22 protein-coding genes are annotated in these 23,567 nt (G+C 66.8%); 8 read left to right on the top strand and 14 right to left on the bottom strand.

Annotation, left to right across the window (positions count from 1 at the left end; genetic code table 11):
* Positions 1–15: 15 nt before the first annotated feature.
* The gene (locus RXV95_RS00895; protein WP_338467147.1) at positions 16–717 is read right to left on the bottom strand and encodes a class I SAM-dependent methyltransferase; all 702 of its coding nucleotides are present in this window, start codon (positions 715–717) and stop codon (positions 16–18) included.
* A gap of 110 nt (positions 718–827) precedes the next feature.
* Here RXV95_RS00895 and nadC point away from each other — a divergent pair, with 110 nt between their 5' ends.
* Positions 828–1,691, top strand: coding sequence for a carboxylating nicotinate-nucleotide diphosphorylase (gene nadC / locus RXV95_RS00900; protein WP_338467148.1), 864 nt, complete (start codon positions 828–830; stop codon positions 1,689–1,691).
* A complete protein-coding gene (locus RXV95_RS00905) occupies positions 1,688–2,410 on the top strand; it encodes a ribonuclease T (protein ID WP_338467149.1) in 723 nt (240 codons plus the stop codon). The genes nadC and RXV95_RS00905 overlap by 4 nt, the downstream gene beginning before the upstream one ends.
* 101 nt (positions 2,411–2,511) lie before the next feature.
* On the opposite strand, the gene rpmB is transcribed toward RXV95_RS00905, so the two are convergent.
* Positions 2,512–2,796 (bottom strand): 50S ribosomal protein L28, encoded by a 285-nt coding sequence (gene rpmB / locus RXV95_RS00910; RefSeq protein WP_338467150.1) that lies wholly within the window; start codon positions 2,794–2,796, stop codon positions 2,512–2,514.
* Between the two features lie 124 nt (positions 2,797–2,920).
* On the opposite strand from rpmB, the gene RXV95_RS00915 reads away from it, so the two are divergent.
* Positions 2,921–3,376, top strand: coding sequence for a nucleoside deaminase (locus RXV95_RS00915; RefSeq protein WP_338467151.1), 456 nt, complete (start codon positions 2,921–2,923; stop codon positions 3,374–3,376).
* Between the two features lie 23 nt (positions 3,377–3,399).
* Here RXV95_RS00915 and msrB read toward each other — a convergent pair whose 3' ends face one another.
* The 4 genes from msrB to RXV95_RS00935 all read right to left on the bottom strand — a co-directional run bounded on the left by msrB (position 3,400) and on the right by RXV95_RS00935 (position 7,687).
* The gene (gene msrB / locus RXV95_RS00920) at positions 3,400–3,897 is read right to left on the bottom strand and encodes a peptide-methionine (R)-S-oxide reductase MsrB (protein WP_338467152.1); all 498 of its coding nucleotides are present in this window, start codon (positions 3,895–3,897) and stop codon (positions 3,400–3,402) included.
* Positions 3,898–3,994: 97 nt separating this feature from the next.
* Positions 3,995–5,332, bottom strand: a complete 1,338-nt coding sequence (locus RXV95_RS00925; protein WP_338467153.1) for a cytochrome P450 — start codon at positions 5,330–5,332, stop codon at positions 3,995–3,997.
* Positions 5,333–5,423: 91 nt separating this feature from the next.
* The gene (locus RXV95_RS00930; RefSeq protein WP_338467154.1) at positions 5,424–6,677 is read right to left on the bottom strand and encodes an ABC transporter permease; all 1,254 of its coding nucleotides are present in this window, start codon (positions 6,675–6,677) and stop codon (positions 5,424–5,426) included.
* On the bottom strand, positions 6,677–7,687 hold the full coding sequence (locus RXV95_RS00935; protein ID WP_338467155.1) for an ATP-binding cassette domain-containing protein: 1,011 nt from the start codon (positions 7,685–7,687) through the stop codon (positions 6,677–6,679). Before RXV95_RS00935 ends, RXV95_RS00930 begins: the two co-directional genes overlap by 1 nt.
* A 46-nt stretch (positions 7,688–7,733) precedes the next feature.
* Between RXV95_RS00935 and queG the strand changes: the two genes are divergently transcribed.
* Positions 7,734–8,810 carry a tRNA epoxyqueuosine(34) reductase QueG gene (gene queG, locus RXV95_RS00940; RefSeq protein ID WP_338467156.1) on the top strand — a complete coding sequence of 359 codons (1,077 nt, stop codon included), beginning with the start codon at positions 7,734–7,736 and terminating at the stop codon, positions 8,808–8,810.
* A 46-nt stretch (positions 8,811–8,856) separates the two neighbouring features.
* Here queG and RXV95_RS00945 read toward each other — a convergent pair whose 3' ends face one another.
* From RXV95_RS00945 to RXV95_RS00965, 5 genes are all read right to left on the bottom strand, one after another.
* The gene (locus RXV95_RS00945; protein WP_338467157.1) at positions 8,857–10,086 is read right to left on the bottom strand and encodes an FAD-dependent oxidoreductase; all 1,230 of its coding nucleotides are present in this window, start codon (positions 10,084–10,086) and stop codon (positions 8,857–8,859) included.
* A gap of 112 nt (positions 10,087–10,198) precedes the next feature.
* Positions 10,199–14,902: an NAD-glutamate dehydrogenase domain-containing protein gene (locus RXV95_RS00950; protein ID WP_338467158.1), complete on the bottom strand. Its 4,704-nt coding sequence runs from the start codon at positions 14,900–14,902 to the stop codon at positions 10,199–10,201.
* Between the two features lie 176 nt (positions 14,903–15,078).
* The gene (locus RXV95_RS00955) at positions 15,079–16,062 is read right to left on the bottom strand and encodes an LLM class flavin-dependent oxidoreductase (protein ID WP_338467159.1); all 984 of its coding nucleotides are present in this window, start codon (positions 16,060–16,062) and stop codon (positions 15,079–15,081) included.
* A complete protein-coding gene (locus RXV95_RS00960; RefSeq protein WP_338467160.1) occupies positions 16,059–16,979 on the bottom strand; it encodes a hypothetical protein in 921 nt (306 codons plus the stop codon). The genes RXV95_RS00955 and RXV95_RS00960 overlap by 4 nt, the downstream gene beginning before the upstream one ends.
* The gene (locus RXV95_RS00965) at positions 16,979–17,737 is read right to left on the bottom strand and encodes an alpha/beta hydrolase (RefSeq protein ID WP_338467161.1); all 759 of its coding nucleotides are present in this window, start codon (positions 17,735–17,737) and stop codon (positions 16,979–16,981) included. Before RXV95_RS00965 ends, RXV95_RS00960 begins: the two co-directional genes overlap by 1 nt.
* Before the next feature lie 186 nt (positions 17,738–17,923).
* On the opposite strand from RXV95_RS00965, the gene RXV95_RS00970 reads away from it, so the two are divergent.
* Positions 17,924–19,189, top strand: coding sequence for an amidohydrolase (locus RXV95_RS00970; protein WP_338467162.1), 1,266 nt, complete (start codon positions 17,924–17,926; stop codon positions 19,187–19,189).
* A 7-nt stretch (positions 19,190–19,196) separates the two neighbouring features.
* Here RXV95_RS00970 and RXV95_RS00975 read toward each other — a convergent pair whose 3' ends face one another.
* From RXV95_RS00975 to RXV95_RS00985, 3 genes are read right to left on the bottom strand one after another with little or no spacing between them, the layout of a single operon-like run.
* Complete coding sequence (locus tag RXV95_RS00975) at positions 19,197–19,388, bottom strand: helix-turn-helix transcriptional regulator (protein WP_338468600.1); 192 nt, start codon at positions 19,386–19,388, stop codon at positions 19,197–19,199.
* Entirely contained in the window at positions 19,385–19,795 is a 411-nt protein-coding gene (locus RXV95_RS00980; RefSeq protein WP_338468601.1) for a hypothetical protein, read from the bottom strand. The genes RXV95_RS00975 and RXV95_RS00980 overlap by 4 nt, the downstream gene beginning before the upstream one ends.
* A 2-nt stretch (positions 19,796–19,797) precedes the next feature.
* Positions 19,798–19,992 (bottom strand): hypothetical protein, encoded by a 195-nt coding sequence (locus RXV95_RS00985; RefSeq protein ID WP_338467163.1) that lies wholly within the window; start codon positions 19,990–19,992, stop codon positions 19,798–19,800.
* Positions 19,993–20,343: 351 nt separating this feature from the next.
* Between RXV95_RS00985 and thrS the strand changes: the two genes are divergently transcribed.
* The 3 genes from thrS to RXV95_RS01000 are packed head-to-tail and all read left to right on the top strand — an operon-like array spanning position 20,344 to position 23,486.
* A complete protein-coding gene (thrS, locus tag RXV95_RS00990) occupies positions 20,344–22,347 on the top strand; it encodes a threonine--tRNA ligase (protein ID WP_338467164.1) in 2,004 nt (667 codons plus the stop codon).
* Between the two features lie 13 nt (positions 22,348–22,360).
* Entirely contained in the window at positions 22,361–22,723 is a 363-nt protein-coding gene (locus RXV95_RS00995) for a hypothetical protein (protein ID WP_338467165.1), read from the top strand.
* 13 nt (positions 22,724–22,736) lie between these two features.
* Complete coding sequence (locus RXV95_RS01000; RefSeq protein WP_338467166.1) at positions 22,737–23,486, top strand: sulfite exporter TauE/SafE family protein; 750 nt, start codon at positions 22,737–22,739, stop codon at positions 23,484–23,486.
* Positions 23,487–23,567 lie beyond the last annotated feature (81 nt).

Raw genomic sequence — 23,567 nt, forward strand, 5'->3', positions numbered from 1 at the left:
CGGCGCGCCGCATCCTCAGCGTTTGCGATAGATGTCCAGCAGCATCGGCTGGTCGAACACATAGTCGCCGCCGGCGGTGCGTCCGGCCTCGAACGCGGCGCGGGTTTCCTCGCTCTCCACGCGGGCGCGGTCGTGGCTGTTGAAGGTCTGGCCCATCACCCGCTCTACCATCGCGGCAAAGCTGGCGTGGCGCGGATGCTGGACGTACCGGAAATAGTCCGCGTGATCGAACAGCGCGGGCGCGTTGCGATCGAGCGCGGCCTGCGCGGCGGTGCGCACCTCCGTCTCGTCATGGAAGTGGCGCATCATGCCGAAATTGCTGCCGTCCATCCCCGGCTCTACGATGCACAGCGTGCCGGTGCCGGGCTTCAGCACGCGCGCCGCTTCGGCCAGCGCGGCGTCCATGTGGCTTGCCGGCACGTGGTGGAGAGAGCGGAAGAACACCACGACATCGGTCGATCCGTCATCCAGCGGCAGGCTTTCGGCCCCGCCTTCAACAAACGTCACGTGCTTTACCGGCCCTGCGTCGCGGTTCTTCGCCGCCTGCACGGGATCGGGCTCAAGCGCCAGAACCTCCGCGCCCATCGCTGCCAGTTCGCGAGACGTCGCGCCCGGCCCGCAGCCGACATCGGCCACGCGCCTGCCGGCCACTGCCACCAGACCGGCAACCGCCTGGATATCGCCCATTTCGCCAAGATCGATCCGCTGTTTCGCCATATTGCGCCCTCCTTTTTATCCAACGGGATATGCCCCGCTGCGGTTCCGCGGCCAAGCCCTTCGCAGGCGGGCGCTCGACACGGGCGGGGGAGTTTGCGATTGGGCTGGGCATGACCGCATTCTCCATTCCCGGCTTCGACCTCGATGCCTTCGTAACCGCCACGCTTGCCGAAGATCTTGGCGAAGGGCTGCCCGGCGGCGGGCATGACGTGACCAGCGAAAGCGTGATCCCCGCCGATGCGCGCTTTTCCGGCACGATGGACAGCCGCGACGCGATCACCGTGGCGGGCCTGCCGGTGGCTGCGGCGTTCTTCCGCCGGCTCGATCCCGCGATGGAGATAGTGCTGCTGGTAGAGGACGGCACGCAGGTCGCCCCCGGGACCGACGTGATGCGCCTGTCGGGCAACGCCCGCGCGATGCTGACGGCGGAGCGGGCGGCGCTCAACACCGTGCAGCACTTGTCCGGCATCGCCACGCTGGTGCGCCGCTATGTCGATGCGATGGGCGAAACGCGCGCGAAGCTGCTCGATACGCGCAAGACCATCCCCGGCCTGCGCTTCCTTGAAAAATATGCGGTGCGCATGGGCGGCGGGCACAATCACCGCATGGGGCTGTGGGATGCGGCGATGATCAAGGACAACCACGTGGCGGTGGCAGGCGGCGTAACCCAGGCGGTGCGCCGCGCGCTGGACGCGGGGGTGAAGGCCGTGATCTGCGAGGTCGACCGGATCGACCAGATCGCCCCCGCGCTGGATGCCGGGGCAACGCGGCTGCTGTTCGACAACATGGAACCCGATATGCTGCGCAAGGCGGTCGCGCTGGTCGCCGGGCGGGTGCCGACCGAAGCGAGCGGGGGCATCAACCTCGATACCATCGCCGCCAAGGCCGCGACCGGCGTCGATTACGTGTCGGTCGGCCGCCTTACGCAAAGCGCGCCCGCGGCCGATATCGGGCTGGATTTCACCCCGCTTTGACCGCCGCGCGCAGATTTCCGGCCACTCTGGGCCTCGCTTCCGCGCTGGCCCTGCTTCCCGCACCGGCGGTGGCGCAGGCCTGGCAATGCCGCGTGCCGCCTTCGGTCAACGTACCGCGCCTGCCGCGCGCGGACGGACCGCGCATTTCCACGCCCGTCACCGGCTATGTCCTTGCGCTGAGCTGGAGCCCGGAATTCTGCCACGGGCGCGGCAACGGTAGCGATTCGCGCCTGCAATGTTCTGGCCGGATCGGCCGCTTCGGCTTTATCCTGCACGGATTGTGGCCCGAAGGACGCGGACGCGATCCGCAGTGGTGCGCAGCCGCGCAAGGGCTGACCGAACGGACCGTGCGTGAAAACCTGTGCGTTACGCCGTCACCGCGTCTGATGGCGCACGAATGGGCGAAGCACGGCGCCTGCATGGCGCGCACGCCCGCCGGATACCTGAAGGCGGGGCGCGTGCTGTTCCATTCGATGCACTTCCCCGACATGGCGCGGCTTTCGCGCAAGGATGGCCTCAGCGCGGGGATGGTCCGCGCGGCGCTGGTGAAAGAGACGCCCTTCCTTTCGACAGACATGATTCGCCTGCAGGTGAACGCGCGCGGATGGCTTGAGGAAGTGCAGGTCTGTTATGGCCGGGACTTCATGCCCGCGCGCTGCCCCGGCGGCACCGGCCCGCGCGATTCGCAGCCGGTGAAGATCTGGCGCAGCTTCAGCTAGGCGGCGCTTTCCCCCAACCCACACGCAAAAAGGCCGCACCCCGGCGGGATGCAGCCTTGCGCGAATCGTGCTTCGGAAGGCGTGAGCCTCCCGCAGCCGAATCAGGCGGCGTTGGCCTTCACCAGTTCGCGCTTCACTTTCAGTGCGCGCGGGGACAGCTTGGTGTCCGAGGTCTTCAGCAGCCAGTTGTCGAGGCCGCCGTTGTGCTCGACCGAGCGCAGGCCCTGCGTCGAAACGCGGAACTTGAAGCTGCGGTCCAGCTTTTCGCTCATCAGCGTGACGTTCTGCAGGTTGGGCAGGAAGACGCGCTTGGTCTTGTTGTTGGCGTGGCTCACGTTGTGGCCGATCTGGCGACCCTTGCCGGTCAGTTCGCAGATGCGCGACATGGCTTCAAACTCTCGTAACTGGTGCGATAAAACTATCGGGAAGGCGCGGCCTTTAGCCATTTGAGCGCCCAAGTCAAGGATTCGCGCGTTGCCCTGCGGCATTTGCGGGTATAGCCGGGACGCGATGAGCAGGTGGCCGCTTCCCGAACCGATGGCAATGGCGCTGGAACAGGCGCGCGAAGGCGCGGCACACGGCGAAGTGCCGATCGGCGCGGTGGTGGTGAAGGACGGCAAGGTGATCGCCGCCGCCCACAATGCGCCGCGCGAAACGCACGATCCCACCGCCCATGCCGAAGTGCTGGCGATTCGCGCGGCCGCGCAGGCACTGGGGGACGAGCGGCTGACCGGCTGCGACCTGTGGGTGACGCTGGAACCCTGCGCCATGTGCGCGGGGGCCATCGTCCACGCGCGCATATCCCGGCTCTATTACGCGGCGCCGGACGAGAAAGGCGGCGCGGTGGAACACGGATCGCGCGTGTTCGAACACCCCGGATGCCTGCACCGGCCCGAAGTCTATTCGGGCATGGGCGAGGCCGAAGCGGCGGACCTGTTGCGCACGTTTTTCAGGGAGCGGAGATAACCGGTATTGCGACGGACGAGCCGCTATCCGGCCACGAACTTCATCGCCAGCCCGTTCATGCAATAGCGTTTGTGCGTGGGCGGCGGGCCGTCGTCGAACACGTGGCCCAGATGGCCGCCGCATTTCATGCAATGCACTTCGGTGCGCGGATAGCCGAGCGAGAAATCGCGCGATGTGCCCACCGCGCCGCGGATCGGCGCCCAGAAGCTGGGCCAGCCGGTGCCGCTGTCATACTTGGTGCTCGACTTGTAGAGCGGATTGCCGTCCGCCGCGCAGACGAACGTGCCCTTGCGGTGTTCGTTGAGCAGCGGCGAGGTAAAGGGCTGCTCCGTCCCGGCCTCGCGCAGGATATGGTATTGCGCCGGCGTCAGCAGCTTGCGCCATTCCGCCTTGGTATGGTTGACCGGGAACTTGCCGCGCGCCTCCGCGCGCGAACCGCAGCCGGTGGCAAGCGCCATCGCGGATCCGGCGCCCAGAAGGCCCAGTATCCGGCGGCGCGTGGCGAGTGGCTGGTTGTTCATCGAACGTGCTCCTTCGCCCCCGCCGTCATTCGACCAGAGGGGGCGCAAGGTTGCAAGCCCGCATCAAGCGCCACGGCGCGACGGGCCGAAATGCGCGTCAGAACTTTTCCAGCGTGACTTCCAGCTTGCGGAAGCCGTGGACGAAGTTCGCGCGCACGCGCTTCGATTCGCCCGTCACACGCACGCGCATCCGGCGCTTGTGCATCTCTTCCAGCAGCACGCGAAGTTGCAGTTCGGCAAGCCGCGCGCCCACGCAGCGGTGGATGCCATAGCCGAACGAAAGGTGCCGCCGCGCGTTTTCCCGCGTGACGATCAGCTTGTCCGCGTTTTCGAACACCGTCTCGTCGCGGTTGGCCGAAATGTACCACAGGATCAGCTTGTCGCCCTTTTTGATCTGCTGCCCGAACAGCTCCGTATCCTCGGTCGCGGTGCGGCGCATATGGGCAAGCGGGGTGACATAGCGGATGCATTCCTGCACCGCGTTGGGGATCAGCGACGGATCTCTTTCCAGCAGTTCGCGCTGGTCCGGAAACTGGTCGAGCGCCTGGACGATGCCCGACATCGTGTTGCGCGTGGTATCGTTGCCGCCCACGATCAGCAGGATCAGGTTGCCCATGAATTCCTGCGGGCTCATGTGGTTCATCGCTTCGGAATGGATCATCATCGAGATGAGATCGCCGGTCGGTTCGGCATTCATCCGTTCCATCCACAGCTTCTGGAAATAGGCGGCCATCTCGCCCAGGATCTCGAACCGCAGGTCGCCCAGGTCTTGCGCCAGCGTCAGTTCCACGTCGCCCGCCCAGTCTGACCAGAAGGTGAGCATACGGCGGTCGTCCCACGGGAAGCCGAACAGGATGGCAAGCATCCCCGTGGTCAGCTCTATCGAGACCTTGTCCACCCAGTCGAACTGTTCGCCGAAGGGCAGGCTGTCGAGCACGCCTGCGGTGCGGGCGCGGATTTCCCTTTCGAAATCATCCATCTTGCCCGGCGTGAAGGCGGGCGCCACGGTGCGGCGCTGGCCGGTATGTTCGGGCCGGTCCATCGCGATGAACATCGGCAGCTGGCGTTCGGCCAGAACGGCGGGGTCCATGTCCTCGGGCGGATCGCCGATGGTGATCCCGCCATATTCCCATGACGAGGAGAACAGCTCCGGCAGGGCTTCCACGTGGGTGATCGCCTTGGCGGTCGTCACGTTCCAATAGTCGCCATAGGGTGTGCCGGTAACCTTGTTGACCGGAGCCTTGGCGCGCATTTCCGCGAAGATCGGCTGCCAGCGATCCTCTACATAGATGTCGGACCGGCTGACGTCCCACGGATCGGTATGGTGGGGCAGCGCCTGCGGATTTTCCTTCAGCCACTTCGCAAACGCCTCGCTGGCGGTGGGCGAAGTGCGGCACGTCATCCGCGACTGTTCGGGTGCAAGCTGGGTGGCCATGGGCATATCCTCCGCGGTCCCTTGCATGGGACTCGTTCGGATAGGACTATCATTTGAAACCTACACTCGTGTCAACAAGCAGCTGACAAGGTCAGGCTTCCTTTGGCTTGCCCCGCCTGAAAAGCGCGGCGAACAGAGCCGCCAGCCCGCGCCGTCGCGGCTTTCCGCGCGCCGGGCCGGACTTCATCACGGTGCGGCGGAACAGGCGCGCCCCGGCGTTGACGATCAGCATCACCCAGGCGCCCTGCCATGCCAGCGCCAGCAGGTGTGGCCAGATCTGCGGGTCCATCGCCGCCCGTGCGATCATCGCGAAGGGAGAGGACAGGGGGAAGGCGATTGCCGCCCATTCCAGCGGCCCGCCATGCTGGGTAAGCGCGAACGAGGCGAAGAAGAACACCAGCAACTGCATCATCGTGACCGGCATCGAAAGCGTCTGCACTTCGCGCACCGTCGTTGCCATGCCGCCGATGGCCAGGAACAGCGAACCAAGCAGCAAATAGGCCATCGCGAAATAGGAAAAGCCCAGCACGAAGAACGCCGGCCAGCCCACGGCGGGCACCGCGAGCGCCGCAAGGCTCTTGCCCGTCGCCAATGCGAAAGTGGTTCCGACCGCGCCCCACACCGCGATGCCGACGAAGCTGACTCCCAGCATCGCGAAAAGCTTGCCCATGAACAGCGCGTCCATGGGGATGGCGGCCGCCAGCACTTCGATGATCTTGTTGGCCTTTTCCTCCACAAGGTTGGAAAGGACCATGCCCGCCAGAAGCATCGTCAACAGGAACAGCAGCGTCTGCCCGGCCTGCGCGGTCGTTACCTGCGCGGACCGCGCCTGTGCGGTGCTGGTCCTGACGATTTCGGCTTTCACGCCGGGAAAGCCTTCGGGCGAGGCGGTGCGCGCGCGGGCTGCGATGGCCGATACCATGCCCTGCCATTCGCGCGCGCGGCTGCTGGTGGTGGTCAGCACCGGTTCGGCAAGCGTGCCGCTGACCACCGCTGCCAGGTGCCGGTCCTTGCCGGTTATCGCTTGCTGGGGGTCGAAATCGGGGCCGGCATCGGGAATTGCGCTGAATTCGGGGACATAGCCCGCCATGCGCCCCGCCAGCGCGTTGCGCGCGGCAATCATGCGTGCGGCGTCCTGCGCGGGCATGGCCACGCCGATTTCGGGCCGCTCCATATCCTGCGCGGCCTTGCCGATCCCGCCCGCCATCGCGCCGACGATCACCGGGAACAATGGGCCGATCAGGAAAAAGAAGAACGTCTTGGAAAAGATCACCGCGATGAAATCGCGGCGGGCGACGACCAGCGCCGCACGGAGTTTCCATGCTGCAATCGGCGGCATCGACATCAGCGGCGCTCCTCTTCTTCCTTGCCTTCTTCCAGCGCCTTTGCCGCCGCCTCTCCGGCGATGGCGACGAAGGCATCGTGAAGGCCGGGCCGCTCTATCGAAAGGCTCAGCACCCCCGCTTCGCCTTCCACCAGCGCGCGCAACAGTGGTTCGACGCCGGTCTGCGGCAGTTCGAAGAACCAGAAGGCGCCGCCGTCGGTCTTGCCGTCGCGGCGGGCGTCGGCGGGTATGGCTGCGCGCCACGGCCCGTCACCCGCGCGCGTTTCCAGCCGGACCTGCGGGCGCAACCGGTCGCGCGCGACGTCAACCGGTCCGGCAAACGGCACCTTGCCCCCGGCGATGATCGCCACCTGGTCGCAAAGCCGCTCCGCATGGTTGATGACATGAGTCGAGAAAATTACCGTCGTGCCCCTGTCGGCAAGGCCGCGAATCATCTTTTCCAGCTTGCCCTGGTTCAGCGCGTCGAGGCCCGAAAACGGCTCGTCGAACACCACAAGATCGGGATCGTGAACCAGCGTGCCCAGCAATTGCACCTGCTGCGCCATGCCCTTGGAAAGCTGGCGGATCTGGCGGTCGGCGGCATAGCCAAGGCCGTGTTCTTCCAGCAGCGCACGCGCGCGCGCGCGGCCTTCGGCCAGCGGCAAGCCGCGCAGCGCGCCAAGGAAGGCGATCGCTTCGGTCGCCTTCATCGCGGGGTACAGCCCGCGCTCTTCGGGCAGGTAGCCGACGCGACCCGCCACTTCGGTGGGGCGTTCGTGCCCAAGCAGGCGGCGCAGACCCGAATCGGGATCGATGATGCCCAGCAGCATCCGCAGCGTGGTGGTCTTGCCCGCGCCATTGGGGCCAAGGATGCCGTAGATCGCGCCCCTGGGCACGGCGATGTCGATCCCGTCCACAGCGGTGAAACCGTCGAAACGCTTCACCAGCCCGCGGGCCTCGATCGCCAGTTCCTGCCCTATGGGCGACTCCTCGTTGCCCCCCACGGGCCAATCCCCTAGCTCAATGCGCATGATGTCGGCGGCTATAGCTTACGCATGAACGAACCGGGCGGCAAACGTGGTTAACGCAGGCGCAACCAATCTTGTTGACCGCCTGAAGGCGGAGGCGGCCCGGCTGGGCTTTGCCGCCTGCGGGATCGCGCCCGCCGCTGACGACCCGCTGCGCGCGCGCCGCCTGCACGAATGGCTGGGCGAAGGCCGGCACGGTCAGATGGAATGGATGGAAACGCGCGCGCACCAGCGACAGGGGCCGCAATCGCTCTGGCCCGAAGCACGCAGCGTTATCGCCCTGGGCATGAGCTACACCCCCTCTGCCGATCCGATGGCGCTTGCGGCAGAACCGGAACGCGGACGCATTTCAGTCTATGCGCAGGGCGCGGACTATCACGATACGGTGAAAAAGGCGCTGAAGGCGCTGGCGCGATGGATAGTGGCCGAAGCGGCGAAGCAGGGCGCGGAAGCGGGCGTTAAGGTCTTCGTCGATACCGCGCCGGTGATGGAAAAGCCGCTGGGCGAAGCGGCCGGCATCGGCTGGCAGGGCAAGCACACCAACCTTGTCAGCCGCGCGCACGGATCGTGGCTGTTCCTTGGCGCGATCTACACCACGCTGGACCTTGAGCCCGACGCGCCGGGCCGCGACCGCTGCGGTACGTGCCGCGCCTGCCAGGATGCCTGCCCGACAGACGCGTTCCCCGCGCCCTATCGGCTCGACGCCCGGCGCTGCATTTCCTACCTGACGATAGAGCACAAGGGGCCGGTGCCCGAGGAACTGCGCGCGGCGCTGGGTAATCGCATCTATGGTTGCGACGATTGCCTTGCGGTCTGCCCGTGGAATAAGTTCGCGCAGGCGGGACAGGCCAACCGCGCTTTCCTTCCCCGCGCCGAGCTTGCCGCTCCCCGTCTTGCGGACCTGCTTTCGCTGGACGACGCGACATTCCGCAAGGTCTTCGCCGGATCGCCGATAAAGCGCATCGGGCGCGATCGCATGGTGCGGAACTGCCTCTATGCGGCGGGTAACAGCGCGGACGCGGCGCTGGCCGGACCGGTGCGCGCCCTGCTGGACGATCCCGATCCGGCGGTGGCCGACGCGGCCCGTTGGGCGCTGGCGCGGCTGGGGCTAAGCGCGGCGCGATAGGCGCTTCACCCCGCGCGCAGGGTGAAATGCGGCCGGACGGCTCAGGTCAGTCCACCAGTTCCTTCAGCGGCACGTCGGCGTCGGCCAGCCGGTCAAGGTCTGGCTTGACCCGACCTTCCACCATCTTGCGGCCCTGCACATAGTCCTTGATCATGTTCACGCAATCGAGCGCGATCACCCGCCCGTCCTTCAGGTAGACGACAGAGAAGCTGCGGCTGGCCGGATCGCCGCGCAGCACCGTGCGGTCGTGGCCGATCGAAAGGCCCGCCGTTTGCAGCTTGATGTCGTACTGGTTCGACCAGAACCACGGAATCGCATTGTAGGGCTGGGCCTCTCCGCAGATCGACAGCGCGACCGTCTTGGCCATGTCGTTGGCGTTCTGCACCGATTCGAGCCGGACGACCGCGCCATCGGCAAAGGCGTTGGCGTGCGCCGCGCAATCGCCGATCGCATAGACGCCGGGCAAGGAGGTGCGGCAATATTCGTCCACGTCCACCCCGTTCGCCCCGGCGGCACCCGCGGCGATCAGCGGCCCGATGGCGGGGACGATGCCGATGCCCACGATCACGATCTCTGCCGGGATCACTTCGCCATCGGCCAGCTTCACACCCGTTGCCTTGCCGTCGCTGCCTTCGATGCTGTCCACCATCACCCCGGTGCGCAGGTCAACGCCGTGGGCGCGGTGCTCGGCCTCGAAGAAGGTGGAGATATCCTCGCCCGCAACGCGCGCCAGAACGCGCGGCAAGGCTTCCAGCAATGTCACGTCGCAGCCCAGCTTGCGCAGCACGGCCGCCGCTTCAAGACCGATATAGCCGCCACCGATCACCGCCACCTTGCGCGCGCCGCCGTCCAGCTCGGCCATCAGCCGGTCGACATCGGCGCGCGTGCGCACCGCGTGGACCCCGGCATAGTCCGCGCCTTCGCATGAAAGACGGCGCGGGTCGCCGCCCGCGGCCCAGACCAGCGTGCCGTATCCGATGGTTTCGCCGGACGATAGGGTGACGGTCTTGGCTTTCGCGTCGACCGCCGTCGCCTCTGTGCCCAGCACAAGGCGCACGTCCTTTTCGTCCCAGAATTTGGGCGGCCGGATGTAGAGCCGCTCGAACGTCTTGTCGCGCGCCAGGTATTCCTTGGAAAGCGGCGGACGTTCGTAAGGCGGTTCGCTTTCGCGCCCGATCATCGCGATCGAACCTTCGAACCCGTGCTGGCGCAGCGCAAGCGCAAGCTGCGCCCCGCCGTGCCCGGCCCCCACGATAACAACATCCGCCTTGTCCATCCCTGCACCCTCGTCTCTTGCGAATGTGCCGGTTCAAGCAATTGATCGCCGCCGTCAAGCCGCGACCGGGCCAAATCCCGCCGGAACGGGCCGCCTGCAAGCGCGACAGATGTCAGCGTGACAGAAGACTGCGCGCCTGGCTGGCGATCTGCGCAAGCATCGCCGGCGCAACCGGACTTGCCGCCTGCGCTCGCGATACCAGCGCACGGAACTGGCGAACCGGCTGGTCGTGCGCGGCGATCCAGCCGTCGACGAATTCGCCGACGTCCTGCTTCCTGGCGCGGGCGAGGAATTCAAGCCGCATCTGCTGAAAATCGCGCGCCAGCCCGGCGACCAGCAAGCGCTCCCACGGGTCGGACGGGCTCATCCGGCTGGCCACCTGCTGCGCCCAGTCAAGTCCCAGCCGCGCGCCAAGGCCGGTGAAGGCGTGGGTCAGTTCGGCCGCATCGGACCTGGTGCTGGCGGCAAGGTGCGCAAGGCCGATGGCCCCGTCCATGTCGAACAGCGTCACCACCCGCGCCACCGCTTCGCGCGGGGCGCCCGCATCGGCAAGGTCGCCGGAAAGGCGCGCCGCCTGCGCACGGGCTTCGTCCTTCAGAAGTTCGTCCACGTGCGCGGACAACAGGCCCACGCCCTTGGACAGCGCCGCAACCAGCTTGCCTGGCCGCTGCTCCCCGCGTCCGGCGCGCAGGATATCGGCAACGTGGCTGCGCACCGCGGCCGCCGCGCGCGAGAACAACAGCAGCCGCGCGTCTTCCGGCATGGCCGCCGTTTCGATGAGCTGCCATGTCTCATCGAGGCCAAGCAGGCGCTCCGCGGCGACGAATGCCGCCGCCACCTGCGCCAGCGATGCACCTTCCTCTTCCACCAGTTCGAACGGGTGGATCACGCCTATGCGGTTGACGATGCGGTTGGCCAGCCTGGTGGCGATAATCTCGCGCCGCAGCCGGTGGCCCAGGATGTCCTTGCGATAGCGGCTGCGCATCGGCGCCGGAAAGGCATCGAGCAGTTCGTCCGCCAGTCCCGGATCGTCGGGCACTTCGCTTCCCTCAAGCTCGCGCTGGAGCACCAGTTTCGCGCTGGACAGCAGCACCGCCAGTTCGGGCCGCGTCAGCCCGCGCCCGTCGACCGCGCGGCGTGACAGCGCATCCGCTTCGGCCAGGCCTTCGGTACGCCGGTCAAGGTCTCCGCCCTCTTCCAGAAGGTCGATCAGGCGCGAGAAACTGGCCGTGCCCGGTGCGCCCTCACGCTCGGCAATAGACAGCGCGAGCGCCTGCAGCCGGTTGTCCTCCAGCACCAGCGCGGCGACCTCGTCGGTCATGTCGACCAGCAGTTTCACGCGCGCCTTTTCGGTCAGCCGCGCGTCGCGCCGGGCGGTGGCCAGCGCGATCTTGATGTTGACCTCGTTGTCGGAGCAATCGACGCCCGCCGAATTGTCGATGAAGTCTGTATTGATGCGCCCGCCGTGCAGGCCGAACTCTATCCGGCCGGCCTGCGTGATGCCCAGGTTCGCGCCTTCGCCGATCACTTTCGCGCGCATCTCGTCGGCCGAAACGCGTACCGGATCGTTCGCCGGATCGCCCACCTGGATGTTGTTTTCGCCGCTGGACTTCACATAGGTGCCGATGCCGCCGAACCAGAGGAGGTCCACCGGCGCCTTCAGGATCGCGCTGATCAGGCTTTCCGGGTCCATCGCTTCCGCATCGACGGCCAGCAATTCGCGCACTTCGGGGCTTAGCGGAATGGACTTGAGGCTGCGCGGAAACACGCCGCCGCCCTTGCTGACCAGCTTTTCGTCATAATCCGCCCAGCTCGACCGCGGCAGGCCGAACATGCGCTTGCGCTCTGTCCACGATTTCGCGGGATCGGGATCGGGATCGAGGAAGATGTGACGGTGGTCGAACGCGGCGACCAGCTTGATCGCCTTCGACAGCAGCATCCCGTTGCCGAAGACATCGCCCGACATATCGCCGCAGCCGGCAACGCGCACAGGATCTTCCTGCACGTCAACGCCCATCTCGCAGAAGTGGCGCTGCACCGAAATCCACGCGCCACGGGCGGTTATGCCCATCGCCTTGTGGTCGTATCCCTTCGATCCGCCGCTGGCGAAAGCATCGTCCAGCCAGAAATCGCGTTCCGCCGCAATGGCGTTGGCGACGTCCGAAAATGTGGCCGTGCCCTTGTCCGCCGCAACCACGAAATAGGGATCGTCGCCGTCGTGGATCACCACGCCGTCGGGGTGGACCACCTTGCCGTTCTCGATGTTGTCGGTGACGGAAAGCAGCGTGCGGATGAAGCACTGGTAACTGCCCTTGCCCTCGGCCAGCCACCCGTCGCGGTCCTTCACCGAATCGGGCAGGTGCTTGGGATAGAAGCCGCCCTTGGCGCCGGTGGGCACGATCACCGCGTTCTTCACGCGCTGCGCCTTCATCAGGCCCAGGATCTCCGTGCGGAAATCGTCGCGCCGGTCAGACCAGCGCAGGCCGCCGCGCGCCACCGGCCCGGCGCGCAGGTGGATGCCTTCCACGCGCGGCGAATAGACGAATATCTCGCGCCAGGGCAGCGGCTTGGGAAGGCCGGGCACTTTTGCCGATTCGAGCTTGAAGGCCAGCGCCTCTTTCCCGGCATCGGCAAAGGCATTGGTGCGCAGGATCGCGCCAACGGTGCCGTGAATCGCGCGCAGCAGCCGATCGTCGTTGATCGCCGCGACATTGGCCAGCCCCGCGCGAATGCGCTCAAGCGCCTCGGCCGTCGCCTTTTCGCGGTCCCCCTTGAACGCCGGATCGTGGCGGACCACGAATGTATCGACCAGCGCGCGGGTTACCGCCGGCGCGTTTTTCAGCGCATCGACGACGGTGGCGATGCCATAGCCGATCCCCACCTGGCGCAAGTAACGGAACCAGGCGCGCAGCCAGTTGGCTTCGCTGGCGGTAAGGCCGGTGGCGACGATCAGGCGGTTGAACGCATCGTCCTCCGCCTCGCCGTTGAGCACCGCCGCAAGCGAATGCTCAATCGCCTCGCTGCGTTCCAGCAGGTCTTCGGCTGTGCAGTCGTCGGGCAGTCCGATCAGGAAATCGTGGATATAGCCCATCGCCCCGCGATCGAGCGGGGTCGGAACCTCCTCGAGCACGCGGAAACCGAAGTTTTCTAGCACGGGCACCGCGTCCGACAGCACGATCGCGCCTTCACGCTGGTAAAGCTTGAGGCGCAGCGCATCGTCTTCGGGCCGGCGGTGAAGCCGGGCGGAGCGGCGCACGCCCTCGGTGCCCAGCGCGCGCAGGGCCAGGATGTCGGCCGCCGCCTCGGCCGGGCCGTTGGCGGCACGGTAATCGAGCGGGAAGGCATCGGCATAGCGCCCGGCAAGCGCGGCGGCGCGGGCCGCGTCCTCATGCGCGACAAGTGCGCTTTCCACGGCCTGCGGCCAGCCGCGCACCATCGCCTGGAGCCGGATATCGAGATCGGCCTCCTGCGGATCGGTATCGCCTTCGCGCGTGTCGAGCACGAAGCGCAGCAGCGCAAGGTTGCCGCCTTCCACCGAAAGGCTCCAGTCGAGCACGCTGGCGCTTGCCGCCTGCTCCAGCATTTCGATGATCTGCAGGCGAAGCGCGGTGGCGATCGCGTCGCGCGGCAGCCACACGAATGCGAACAGGTGCCGCGCCAGCGGTGCGCGCACCAGCGCAAGGCGCGGACGCGGACGATCGACCAGGCTCATCATCGTCGTCGCGATGCGTTCCAGGTCTTCATCCGAAAAACTTGCCAGCAGGTCGTGCGGCAGCGTGGTCAGCGCGTGGACCAGCGCCTTTCCGGCGTGGCCAGACGGATCGAAGCCGAACTTGTCCATCAACCCGGCGAGCTGCGCGCGCAGGCGCGGAATGCGGTCGGGCGATGCGCCAAGCGCGGCGCTGGTCCATACGCCGGCATGGACCGAAAGCGCCTCTACCTTGCCGCCCGAAAGCTGCGGCACGATGAACAGGTCGAGCGGGACGTGCCGGTGCACGTTCGAAATCCGGTTGGCCTTGATGACCAGCGGCGCACGGCCGCGATTGCCTTCGGCCGCCGGGGCATCCCCGTCGAACCACGCGAACGCGCGATCGAGCGAGGCGGGCGCCAGCACTTCGCGCGCGCTCTTGCGGCAGATGCCAAGGAGGTTCTGTTTCGATCCGTCGCGCTTCACCGTCTGGTGGCCAAGCTGGGTCAGCATGCCTTCGGCCAGCCAGCGCAGCAGCGCCGCGCCTTCCGAATCGGGCACGGCAACCGCGTCTTCCAGCATCAGGCCCTGCATCTTCGGCCAGTCCGCCACCGCCGCGCGCACATCGCCCAGCGTGGCCGACAATGCGGCGTGAAGCGTGCGGCGCAGGCGCGCATCGGCGCGGTCTGTTTCGATATAGACCACCGATTCGCGCATTTCGCCTTCGGCATCGCCTTCGGGCATGTCGGTCAGCTTGCCGTCCGCATCGCGCCGCACCGCCACAACCGGGTGCAACAGGCGGTCTATCGCAAGGCCGTGCGCGGCAATCGTCCCGGCGATGGAATCGACCAGGAAGGGCATGTCGTGATTGACGATGGCGATGCGCAGATAGCGTTCATCGCCGCCCAGCACGCTGTCTATGCCGATCGCGGCTTCGCCCGTCTCGCGCCGGAGCGCGGCGCGGACCACGAATTCGGCCGCTTCGCGCAGGCGGCCATCGGGATAATCCGCCGCTTCGCCGGGAAGCAGCGAACCCTCGAAACGCGCGGCCAGCGCGTCGACAAGGGCAGCGGGAGCACTGGCTGACCGCTTGCTGGCGGTCTTGCGGGAAGCGGTCTTGGTAGGCATCGGTGTCTTCCAGCCTTTACTTGCGGCTCGTTGGAACGACGTTCGCGCGCTTTATAATTATATTTCTTCCGCGTGAAGCAATAATTCAGATGGTAGCGGGGCTTCCGGATCGCCACAAGCGGCGATCCATCCCTATTGACGGCTACCCGCCGCCCGATCCGCTATTGCCTTGCTCCCTATAACCCGGCGGCGGCCTCCATCGCCAGTTCAAGCGAGCGGCGGCGATGCGCGGGATCGAAGGTGGAGCCGGCGAAGATCAGTTCGTCCGCCTGCGTGCGCTCCGCAAAGGCGGCGATCTGGCGGCGCGCGGTATCGACCGAGCCGACCGCGCTGGCCTGCCGCATGTGCTCCAGCATAGCCCGCTGCTGCACGGGCAGGCTTTCGCGATAACCGTCCACCGGAGGTTTCAGGCGGCCCGGATTGCCGGTCCGCAGCGCCACGAAGGCCTGGTCCATCGAAGACGCTTCGTAAACCGCCTGTTCGTCCGTTTCGGCAACGAACACGTTGATCGCGGCCATCGCGTGCGGCTTTGCCAGCGTGGCAGAGGGTTTGAATTCGTCGCGGTAACGCTTCAGCGCGGCATCCAGGTGATCGGGCGCGAAGTGCGATGCGAATGCATAGGGCAGGCCCAGCATCGCGGCCAGTTGCGCGCCGAACAGGCTGGACCCCAGCATCCACATCTCGATATCCGCACCCAGTCCGGGGGTCGCCTGCAAGGGCATTTTCGGCTCACCCGTGAAGTGCGCGCGCAGTTCCACCACGTCCTGCGGGAAATGTTCGGCCGCGCGGTTCACGTCCTTGCGCAGCGCGTTGACGATGCGCTGGTCCGCCCCCGGCGCGCGGCCCAGGCCCAGGTCGATGCGCCCCGGAAACAGCGCGTCCAGCGTGCCGAACTGTTCCGCGATCACCAGCGGGTTGTGGTTGGGCAGCATGATCCCGCCCGCGCCGATGCGGATGGTGGAGGTCGCATGGCCGATATGCGCCAGCGTTACCGCGGTGGCCGCGCTGGCGATCCCGGCCATGCCGTGATGTTCCGCCACCCAGAAACGGTGATAGCCCGCGGCCTCTGCCGTCCGGGCCAGTTGCGCCGCGTTGTCCAGCGCCGCGCCGATGGTGCCGCCTTCGACGACGGGGACGAGATCGAGAACTGCCAGCTTCACTTGGGCGCCTTCTCCTGTGACGTGTCCGTTTGCTTCGGGCCGTCCGCCTGTTTCGGCGGCGCGGTATCGGCCGCCAGCTGGTCAAGATAGCCCTGCGCGGTCTTTGCCTCGGCGCTTCCGGGTGCAACCTTCAGCACCGATTGCCAGCTTGACCGTGCCGCCTCGTCATGCCCGGAAAGGACGGCGATCACCCCCGCTTCCAGTCCGATCCGCGGATCGCGCGGGTTCAGCACGTTTGCCTTCTGGATATAGCCTTGCGCTTCGGCCAGCTTGTCTTCCCGCCGCGCCAGCGTGGCGGAAAGCAGCCAGACCTCTGCATTCATCGGCGCCAGCAACCGCGCCTGTGCCAGCGCGCCCGACGCTTCCGGCCCGCGGTTGAGCGCAACCAGCGCGCGGGCGCGATCGGCCTGGATGCCGCCGATAACCTGCTTGTCGGGATAATCCACCACGGCCACAGCCTTGTCGAACCAGCCCAGCGCCTGCTGCGCCTGCCCGGCGGCCAGTGCGGCATTGCCGGCCATCGCCATAAGCGGCACGGCGGACACCGCCTGCTCTGCCGGGATGCCTTTCACGGCGGATGCGAACGCCTTCTGCGCATCGGTGAAGTTGCCAAGCGCGGTCAGCGCCATGCCCAGGCACTGGTTCGCGCGCACTTGCGCCATCGGCCCGCCGCCTTCGGCCAGCCAAGAATGCGCTTCGGCCAGCCCCAGGGCGGGATCGCGCCGCGTCTTGGCAAGGCACAGTGTCAGGCGGTCCATGTCGGGGGAGGAACGCCGCGCCTCGGGCGGCGGGGCAGACTTCACCACGGTGCTGCGGCGGGGAATGGGCAAGGGCGCAAGGTCGACCGGCGCCGCGCTGCCCATCGACGGCTGGGCGCCGATCTGGGCAAGCAGGACAAGGGGAAGAAGCATGGACATCAGGCGGGCTTTCCGTGGGCCTGCCTGCCGGGCAGCGCGTCGATCGTGCGCAGCAGCACGGCGATATCGCCGTCGCGCGACAGGCGGTGATCGCCGTCCTTGATAAGGTGCACCTGCACATCGGCTGAACGCAGCGCCTCCGCCGTCTTCAGCGAAAGCGCCCAGGGCACGTCGGAATCGGCCTGCCCGTGGACAAGGCGCACCGGCCCGTCGAACGCGATCCCGCCGTCCAGCAGGCGCTGCGCCTGCCCGTCCGCCCAGAAGCGGGCGTGCATCGGCGTGGGTTCGGGGCCATAGGGATTTTCGTCGAACACGGTTTCGCCCGCGGCCAGCTTCGCCTTGTCCGCCGCGCTTCGCCCCCAGTCGGTGAAGTCCGGCGCGGCGGCGATGCCGACAAGCGCGCAAACGCGGTCCGGCATGGCGAGCGCGCCCAGCAGCATCAGCCAGCCACCCATCGACGATCCGATCAGCACCACGCGGTCCAGCCCCTTCGCGCCGACCAGCGCGGCCAGTTCCTCGCGCCAGCGCGAAAGCGTGCCGTCGGCAAAATCGCCGGGGCTCTGTCCGCAGCCAGAATAGTCGAACAGCAGGCAGGCGCGGCCCTTCGCGCGCGCCCATTCGAACACGGCCGTGGCCTTGCCGCCTTCCATGTCCGACATATAACCGGGCAGGAAAACCAGCGCCGGTCCCTCTCCGGGCGTGAAGCGATGGGCGATCCGGCGCCCGTCTGGCATCTGGTGGAAGGCGATGTCGGTCATGGTTACCGTCATGCCCCGGCGCGGCGGGGGCAGGCAAGCATCGTGTGGCCTTGCCCGACAGAAAGCGACGGCTTAGCTTCTGCACAATTCTTCAAGGGGGACAGGCACATGCGACTGGCGAACGGCGTGGCTTTGGTATCGATTCTAGGCGCGGTTTTCGCGGCACAACCCATAGCGGCCCAGACAATGAGCGCGCAAGAGGTGACAACCGCCAAAGCCGGGATAAGCCGCTCGCTCGACGCCAGCTACCCGCACCTGTTCGACCTTTACCGCGACATCCATTCGCACCCCGAACTGGGCTTTCAGGAAACCCGCACCGCCGCCCTGCTCGCCGGCGAAATGCGCAAGCTGGGCTTCACCGTAACCGAACATGTCGGCGGCACCGGGATCGTGGCGATGTATCGCAACGGCGAAGGGCCGACCGTTATGGTGCGCACAGAGCTTGACGCGCTGCCGATGCAGGAAAAGACCGGGCTGCCATACGCCTCTACCGTGCAGACCGAATGGAACGGCCGCCAGACCTATGTCGCGCACAGTTGCGGGCACGATGCACACATGGCGATCTGGGTGGGCACCGCAACCGCGCTGCTGGCGATGAAAGACCGCTGGCACGGCACGCTGATGTTCATCGCGCAGCCCGCCGAAGAGGAAGTGGGCGGCGCCGAAGCGATGCTGAAAGACGGGCTCTACACCCGCTTCGCCAGGCCGGACTATGCCTTCGCGCTGCACACCAGCCCCTATGCCTATGGCACGGTGCACGTCCATCCCGGCGCGGCAACCGCCAACGCGGACGACATAGCCATAACCTTCAAGGGGCGCGGCGGCCACGGGTCGGGCCCCAGCAAGACGATCGATCCGGTGCTGATGGCGGCGCGCTTCGTGGTTGACGTGCAATCGCTGGTCAGCCGCGAAAAAGACCCGCAGAAGCCCGGCGTCGTCACCATCGGCGCGATCCAGGCGGGCAGCGCGGGCAACATCATCCCCGACGAGGCGACCGTGCGCGGCACGATCCGCAACTACGATGCGCAGACCCGCGCGCTGCTGAAGGCAGGCGTAGCGCGCGTCGCCAAGGCCGAGGCGGAGATGGCCGGCGCGCCGCCGCCCGATATCTCCATCGGCAGCGAAAGCGCGCTGGCGGTCATCAACGATCCGGCGCTGACCGCGCGCATCGGCGCGGTGTTCCGGTCCGCGTTCGGCGACAAGGCGGTGGAAGACCCGCTGCCGATCACCGCCAGCGAGGACTTTTCGCAATTCGTCGATGCGGGCGTATCGAAATCGCTCGACTTCTGGATCGGCGTCTATCCGCCCGACAAGGTCGCCGCCGCGCAAAACGGCGGTGCGCCGCTGGCGGCCAACCATTCGCCCTATTACGCCCCCGTGCCGGAGCCCACGATCCGAACCGGCGTGGAAGCGATGGCGCTGGCAGTGCTGGATGTGGCGGAAACAAGCTGATCGACGCTCAGCCCGGCTGAAAAATCTGCTCTATCGGCAGGCCGAACACGTCGGCGATGCGAAAGGCGAGCGGGAGCGAGGGATCGTATTTCCCCGTCTCTATCGCGTTGACCGACTGGCGGCTGACCTCCAGCCGCGCGGCCAGATCGGCCTGGCTCCAGTCCCGCTCGGCGCGCAGCACTTTCAGCCGGTTCTTCACGCGCACCCCGCATCGCCAAGCGTCAGCTTGTTCCAGACCGCACCCAGTGCGATGCCCCCGCTCCAGATCGGGAACATCCACACGACCGGCAGCGGCGCCACGTCGGTAAACATCTCCAGCATGCCCCATATGGCCGCGATCGAAAGCGCCACGCCCGTGCCGAAGATCATCTTGCGCACTTCGAGCATGCGCAGATACTCGTCCTTCAGTTCCAGCAGCAGGCGGCCCATCGCGCCGATCATGCCCACCACGGCAATGCCCGGCAGGACCGCGACGGCCACCGACAATGCCGAGACGGGCGCCTTGTCCTTCAACGTGACCGCCGCAAGCATGGTCGCCCCCAGATAGAGCGCGGCGGAAATGCCCATGCGGACCAGATAGCGCCGGTAGGCGGGGCTGCGCGGCATCTTCACCGGGCACCGCCCTGGCACGATTCGCCCTTGCGCCGCCGCTGCCCGATAGCGCCCAACCGGATCGCCGCGATCACGGCAAGTCCCAGGACAAGCGACTGCGCGCTGCCCCTGCCGATCACGCCCATGCGCGACGCGAGGGCAACCAGAAGAATCGCGGCCGCCCAGAGCAGCCCGCTGGCAATGGCTTTCATGACAAGTCTCCTTGATTCGATGTAAAGGCACATTGACATTTTCACGCGGCCTGTCAAGCACCGTTTACACCTTGTCGTGTACCCTTGTCGTTTCGAGAGGGTGACAAGCTGTCGCCAAGGCCCTATCTGCAATGGCGATGACGCATTTGCGCGCCTTGATCCCGACTACCACCACCCCGGGCGACCGGGGGCGGAGCGTCGTGCGCGGCTGAAGCGGCCTGCGCATCCCGCCCGTCGCCCGGTGCCGGGCGGATGGCGTCACCTCCCGGACATGCCCCACGAAGCAGCACGCCGCCCCTTCCGGCACGCGCCGGCTTGTGCCAAAGCGCGCCGAAAGCAAGAGAGTGACCGATGTCCGAGATGTTGAAGATCAGCCTGCCCGACGGGTCCGTGCGCGAAATGCCTGCAGGCAGCACCCCGGCGGACGTTGCCGCGGCAATCGGCCCCGGTCTGGCCAAGGCCGCGCTGGCCGCGCGCGTGGATGGCGAGTTGCGCGACCTTGCGCGCCCGTTTGAAGGCGATGCCGAGCTTGCGCTTGTCACCGCGCGTGACGAGGCGGATGCGCTGGAGCTTGCCCGGCACGATTATGCCCACGTTCTGGCCGAAGCGGTGCAGGCGCTGTGGCCCGGCACGCAGATCACCTTTGGCCCGGCGACCGACGACGGGTTCTATTACGACGTGCTGGCCCCCGCCAGCCGCGAACCGTTCAGCATGGACGACCTGCCCGCCATCGAAGAGAAGATGCGCGAGATCATCAAGGCCGACAAACCGCTGCGCCGCGAAGTGTGGAGCCGCGAAGACCTGATCGCGCGCTGGGCGGGGCAGGGCGAAAGCTTCAAGGCCGAATGGGCCGCCGAACTGCCCGAGGGCGAAGACCTGACGGTTTACTGGTCGGGAACCGACTGGCTGGATATGTGCCGGGGGCCGCACCTGCCCAGCACGGGCAAGCTGGACCCGCAGGCGTTCAAGCTGCTGCGCGTGGCGGGCGCATACTGGCGCGGCGACCAGAAGAACGCACAGCTTACGCGCATCTACGGCACCGGCTGGCTCAACAAGAAGCAGCTCGACGCGCATCTGCACCGGCTGGAGGAGGCCGCCAAGCGCGACCACCGCAAGCTGGGCGCTGAGATGGACCTGTTCCATCTTCAGCAGGAAGCGCACGGCAGCGTGTTCTGGCACCCCAAGGGCTATATGATCTGGCGCGAGCTGGAAGCCTATATGCGCCGCGCGATAGACGGCGCGGGCTATCGCGAGGTGAAGACCCCGCAGGTTATGGACGCGCGCCAGTGGGAGCAGTCCGGCCACTGGGGCAAATATCGCGAGAACATGTTCGTCATCCCCGACGAAGTGCCCAACGTGGAAGACGAAGGCCCGCTGGTTTCCGACGATGCGGACTGGATGGCGCTGAAGCCGATGAACTGCCCGGCGCACGTCCTCATTTTCCGGCAGGGCATCAAGTCCTATCGCGAACTGCCGCTGCGGCTTTACGAAAACGGCTGCTGCCACCGCAACGAACCGCATGGAGCGCTGCACGGGCTGATGCGCGTGCGCCAGTTCACGCAGGACGACGCGCACATCTTCTGCCGCGAAGATCAGATCGTGGACGAGGTGCAGGCGTTCTGCGAACTGGCCGACCGCATCTATCGCGATTTCGGCTTCACTTACTCCATCAAGCTGGCGCTGCGCCCCGAAAAGCGTTTCGGCAGCGACGAGATGTGGGACAAGGCCGAACAGGAACTGCGCGATGCGGTGGTGCGCGCCGGGCTGGCAAGCGAGGAATACGGCTGGGAGGAACTGCCCGGCGAAGGCGCGTTCTATGCACCCAAGCTGGAATGGCACCTGACAGACGCGATTGGCCGCACCTGGCAGGTGGGCACGATCCAGTCCGACCGCGTTCTGCCCGAACGGCTGGACGCGACATATATTGCCGAGGACGGCGAACGCCACCGCCCGGTGATGCTCCACCGCGCGATCTTCGGATCATACGAACGCTTCATCGGCATCCTTGTCGAACACTTCGCGGGCAAGCTGCCGGTGTGGCTTGCCCCGGTGCAGGCGGTGGTGGCCACCATCGTCAACGATGCGGACGGCTATGCCGCCGAGGTCGAGGCGAAGCTGAAAGCAGCGGGCATTCGGGTAGAGAGCGACCTTCGCAACGAGAAGATCAATTACAAGGTGCGCGAACATTCGCTGAAGAAGGTTCCGCACCTGCTGGTGGTCGGCAAGCGCGAGGCCGAGGAAGGCACCGTCGCGATCCGCACGCTGGGCGAAAAAGAGCAGAAGGTCGTGCCGTTTGACGAAGCCATCGCCATGCTGAAGGCCGCGGCCACCCCGCCCGACCTCAAGCCGGCTTGAGGTTGCGCGGGCGGTGTCGGTCTTCGTCGTCGCGGTGCTGATGGCGGGCCTCGGGTATTACTGGGGGCTGCAACATCGCGAACCCGGCGCCGCCCGGCCCGGCCCGATGGGCCTGGTGTTGCCGCTGGCGATCTATGTTGCGGTGGTTGCCTTGCTGTTCGTGCCCGTTGCCGGGACCGAATGCGCACGGCCCGGCACATACACGTTCAACGTCTGCGAAATGGTCAAGCGCGCGCACGTGGCGATCTACATGATCGTCGCGGCGGGCGGGCTGACCGGCGCGGCGGGCGCTTATTTCGGCGGATACCGGCGCGCGCGGTGGTGGCTTCTGGCAATATGGCCGCTTCCCGCGGTGCTCGGCTGGCTGCTCACCTGAACGGGACGGCGCCGTGACCCTCGACCAGATCCCGCTGCTGACGCTTGCCCTGGCGATGTGCGCCGCGCTGGTCGCGGCGTTCGTGCGCGGGCTGGCGGGGTTCGGCATGGCCATCCTGCTGGTGCCGCTGCTCGGACTGATCGTATCCCCGACCGAGGCGGTGGTGATTTCGAACATGCTGGGCCTGCTGATCGGCATCGCCAGCGTGAAGGACATCCGCCGCGCGGGAGAGTTTTCCAGCGCCGTGCCCATCGGTCTGCTGGCGATGGTGCTGACGCCCGCCGGGCTGCTGCTGCTGGCGGCCACGCCGCCCGGCATCGCGCGCGTGCTGATCGCGCTGGTGGCGATCGGCGCCTTCGGCATTGTCCTGTTACCGATGAAGCAGGACCACGTTCCGGGGACAATCGAAACGGGCCTTACCGGCGCGGCCGCCGGGCTGCTTACCGGCTTTGCGGGAATGCCCGGCCCACCGGTCGTGCCCTATTACATGCGCCGGCCGATCGACCGCGCGGTGGCGCGCGCATCGATGATGAGCGTGTTTCTGATGACATCGGTCGCCAGCACCGCCGCCGCGCTGCTGCTGCGCCTTGGCGGCAGGCGCGAAGCCCTGATCGCGCTGGCGCTGTTTCCCGCCGTGCTGCTGGGCAATTGGCTGGGCGGAAAGGCATTCGGGCGCGTCAGCAATGCCGCATGGCGGGGATTCGTGGGCGTCATGCTTGCGCTCGCCGGGCTGATGGCGCTTTCCCGAATGCTGCTGCAATAAGGCATTTCCAGAATAAGCGGATTCCGGATTTTCGGTACAACATTGCTTGCAAAACAAGCAGATACGACATCGTCTCTGATT

Source organism: Novosphingobium sp. ZN18A2, from assembly GCF_036784765.1.
GTDB lineage: Bacteria > Pseudomonadota > Alphaproteobacteria > Sphingomonadales > Sphingomonadaceae > Novosphingobium.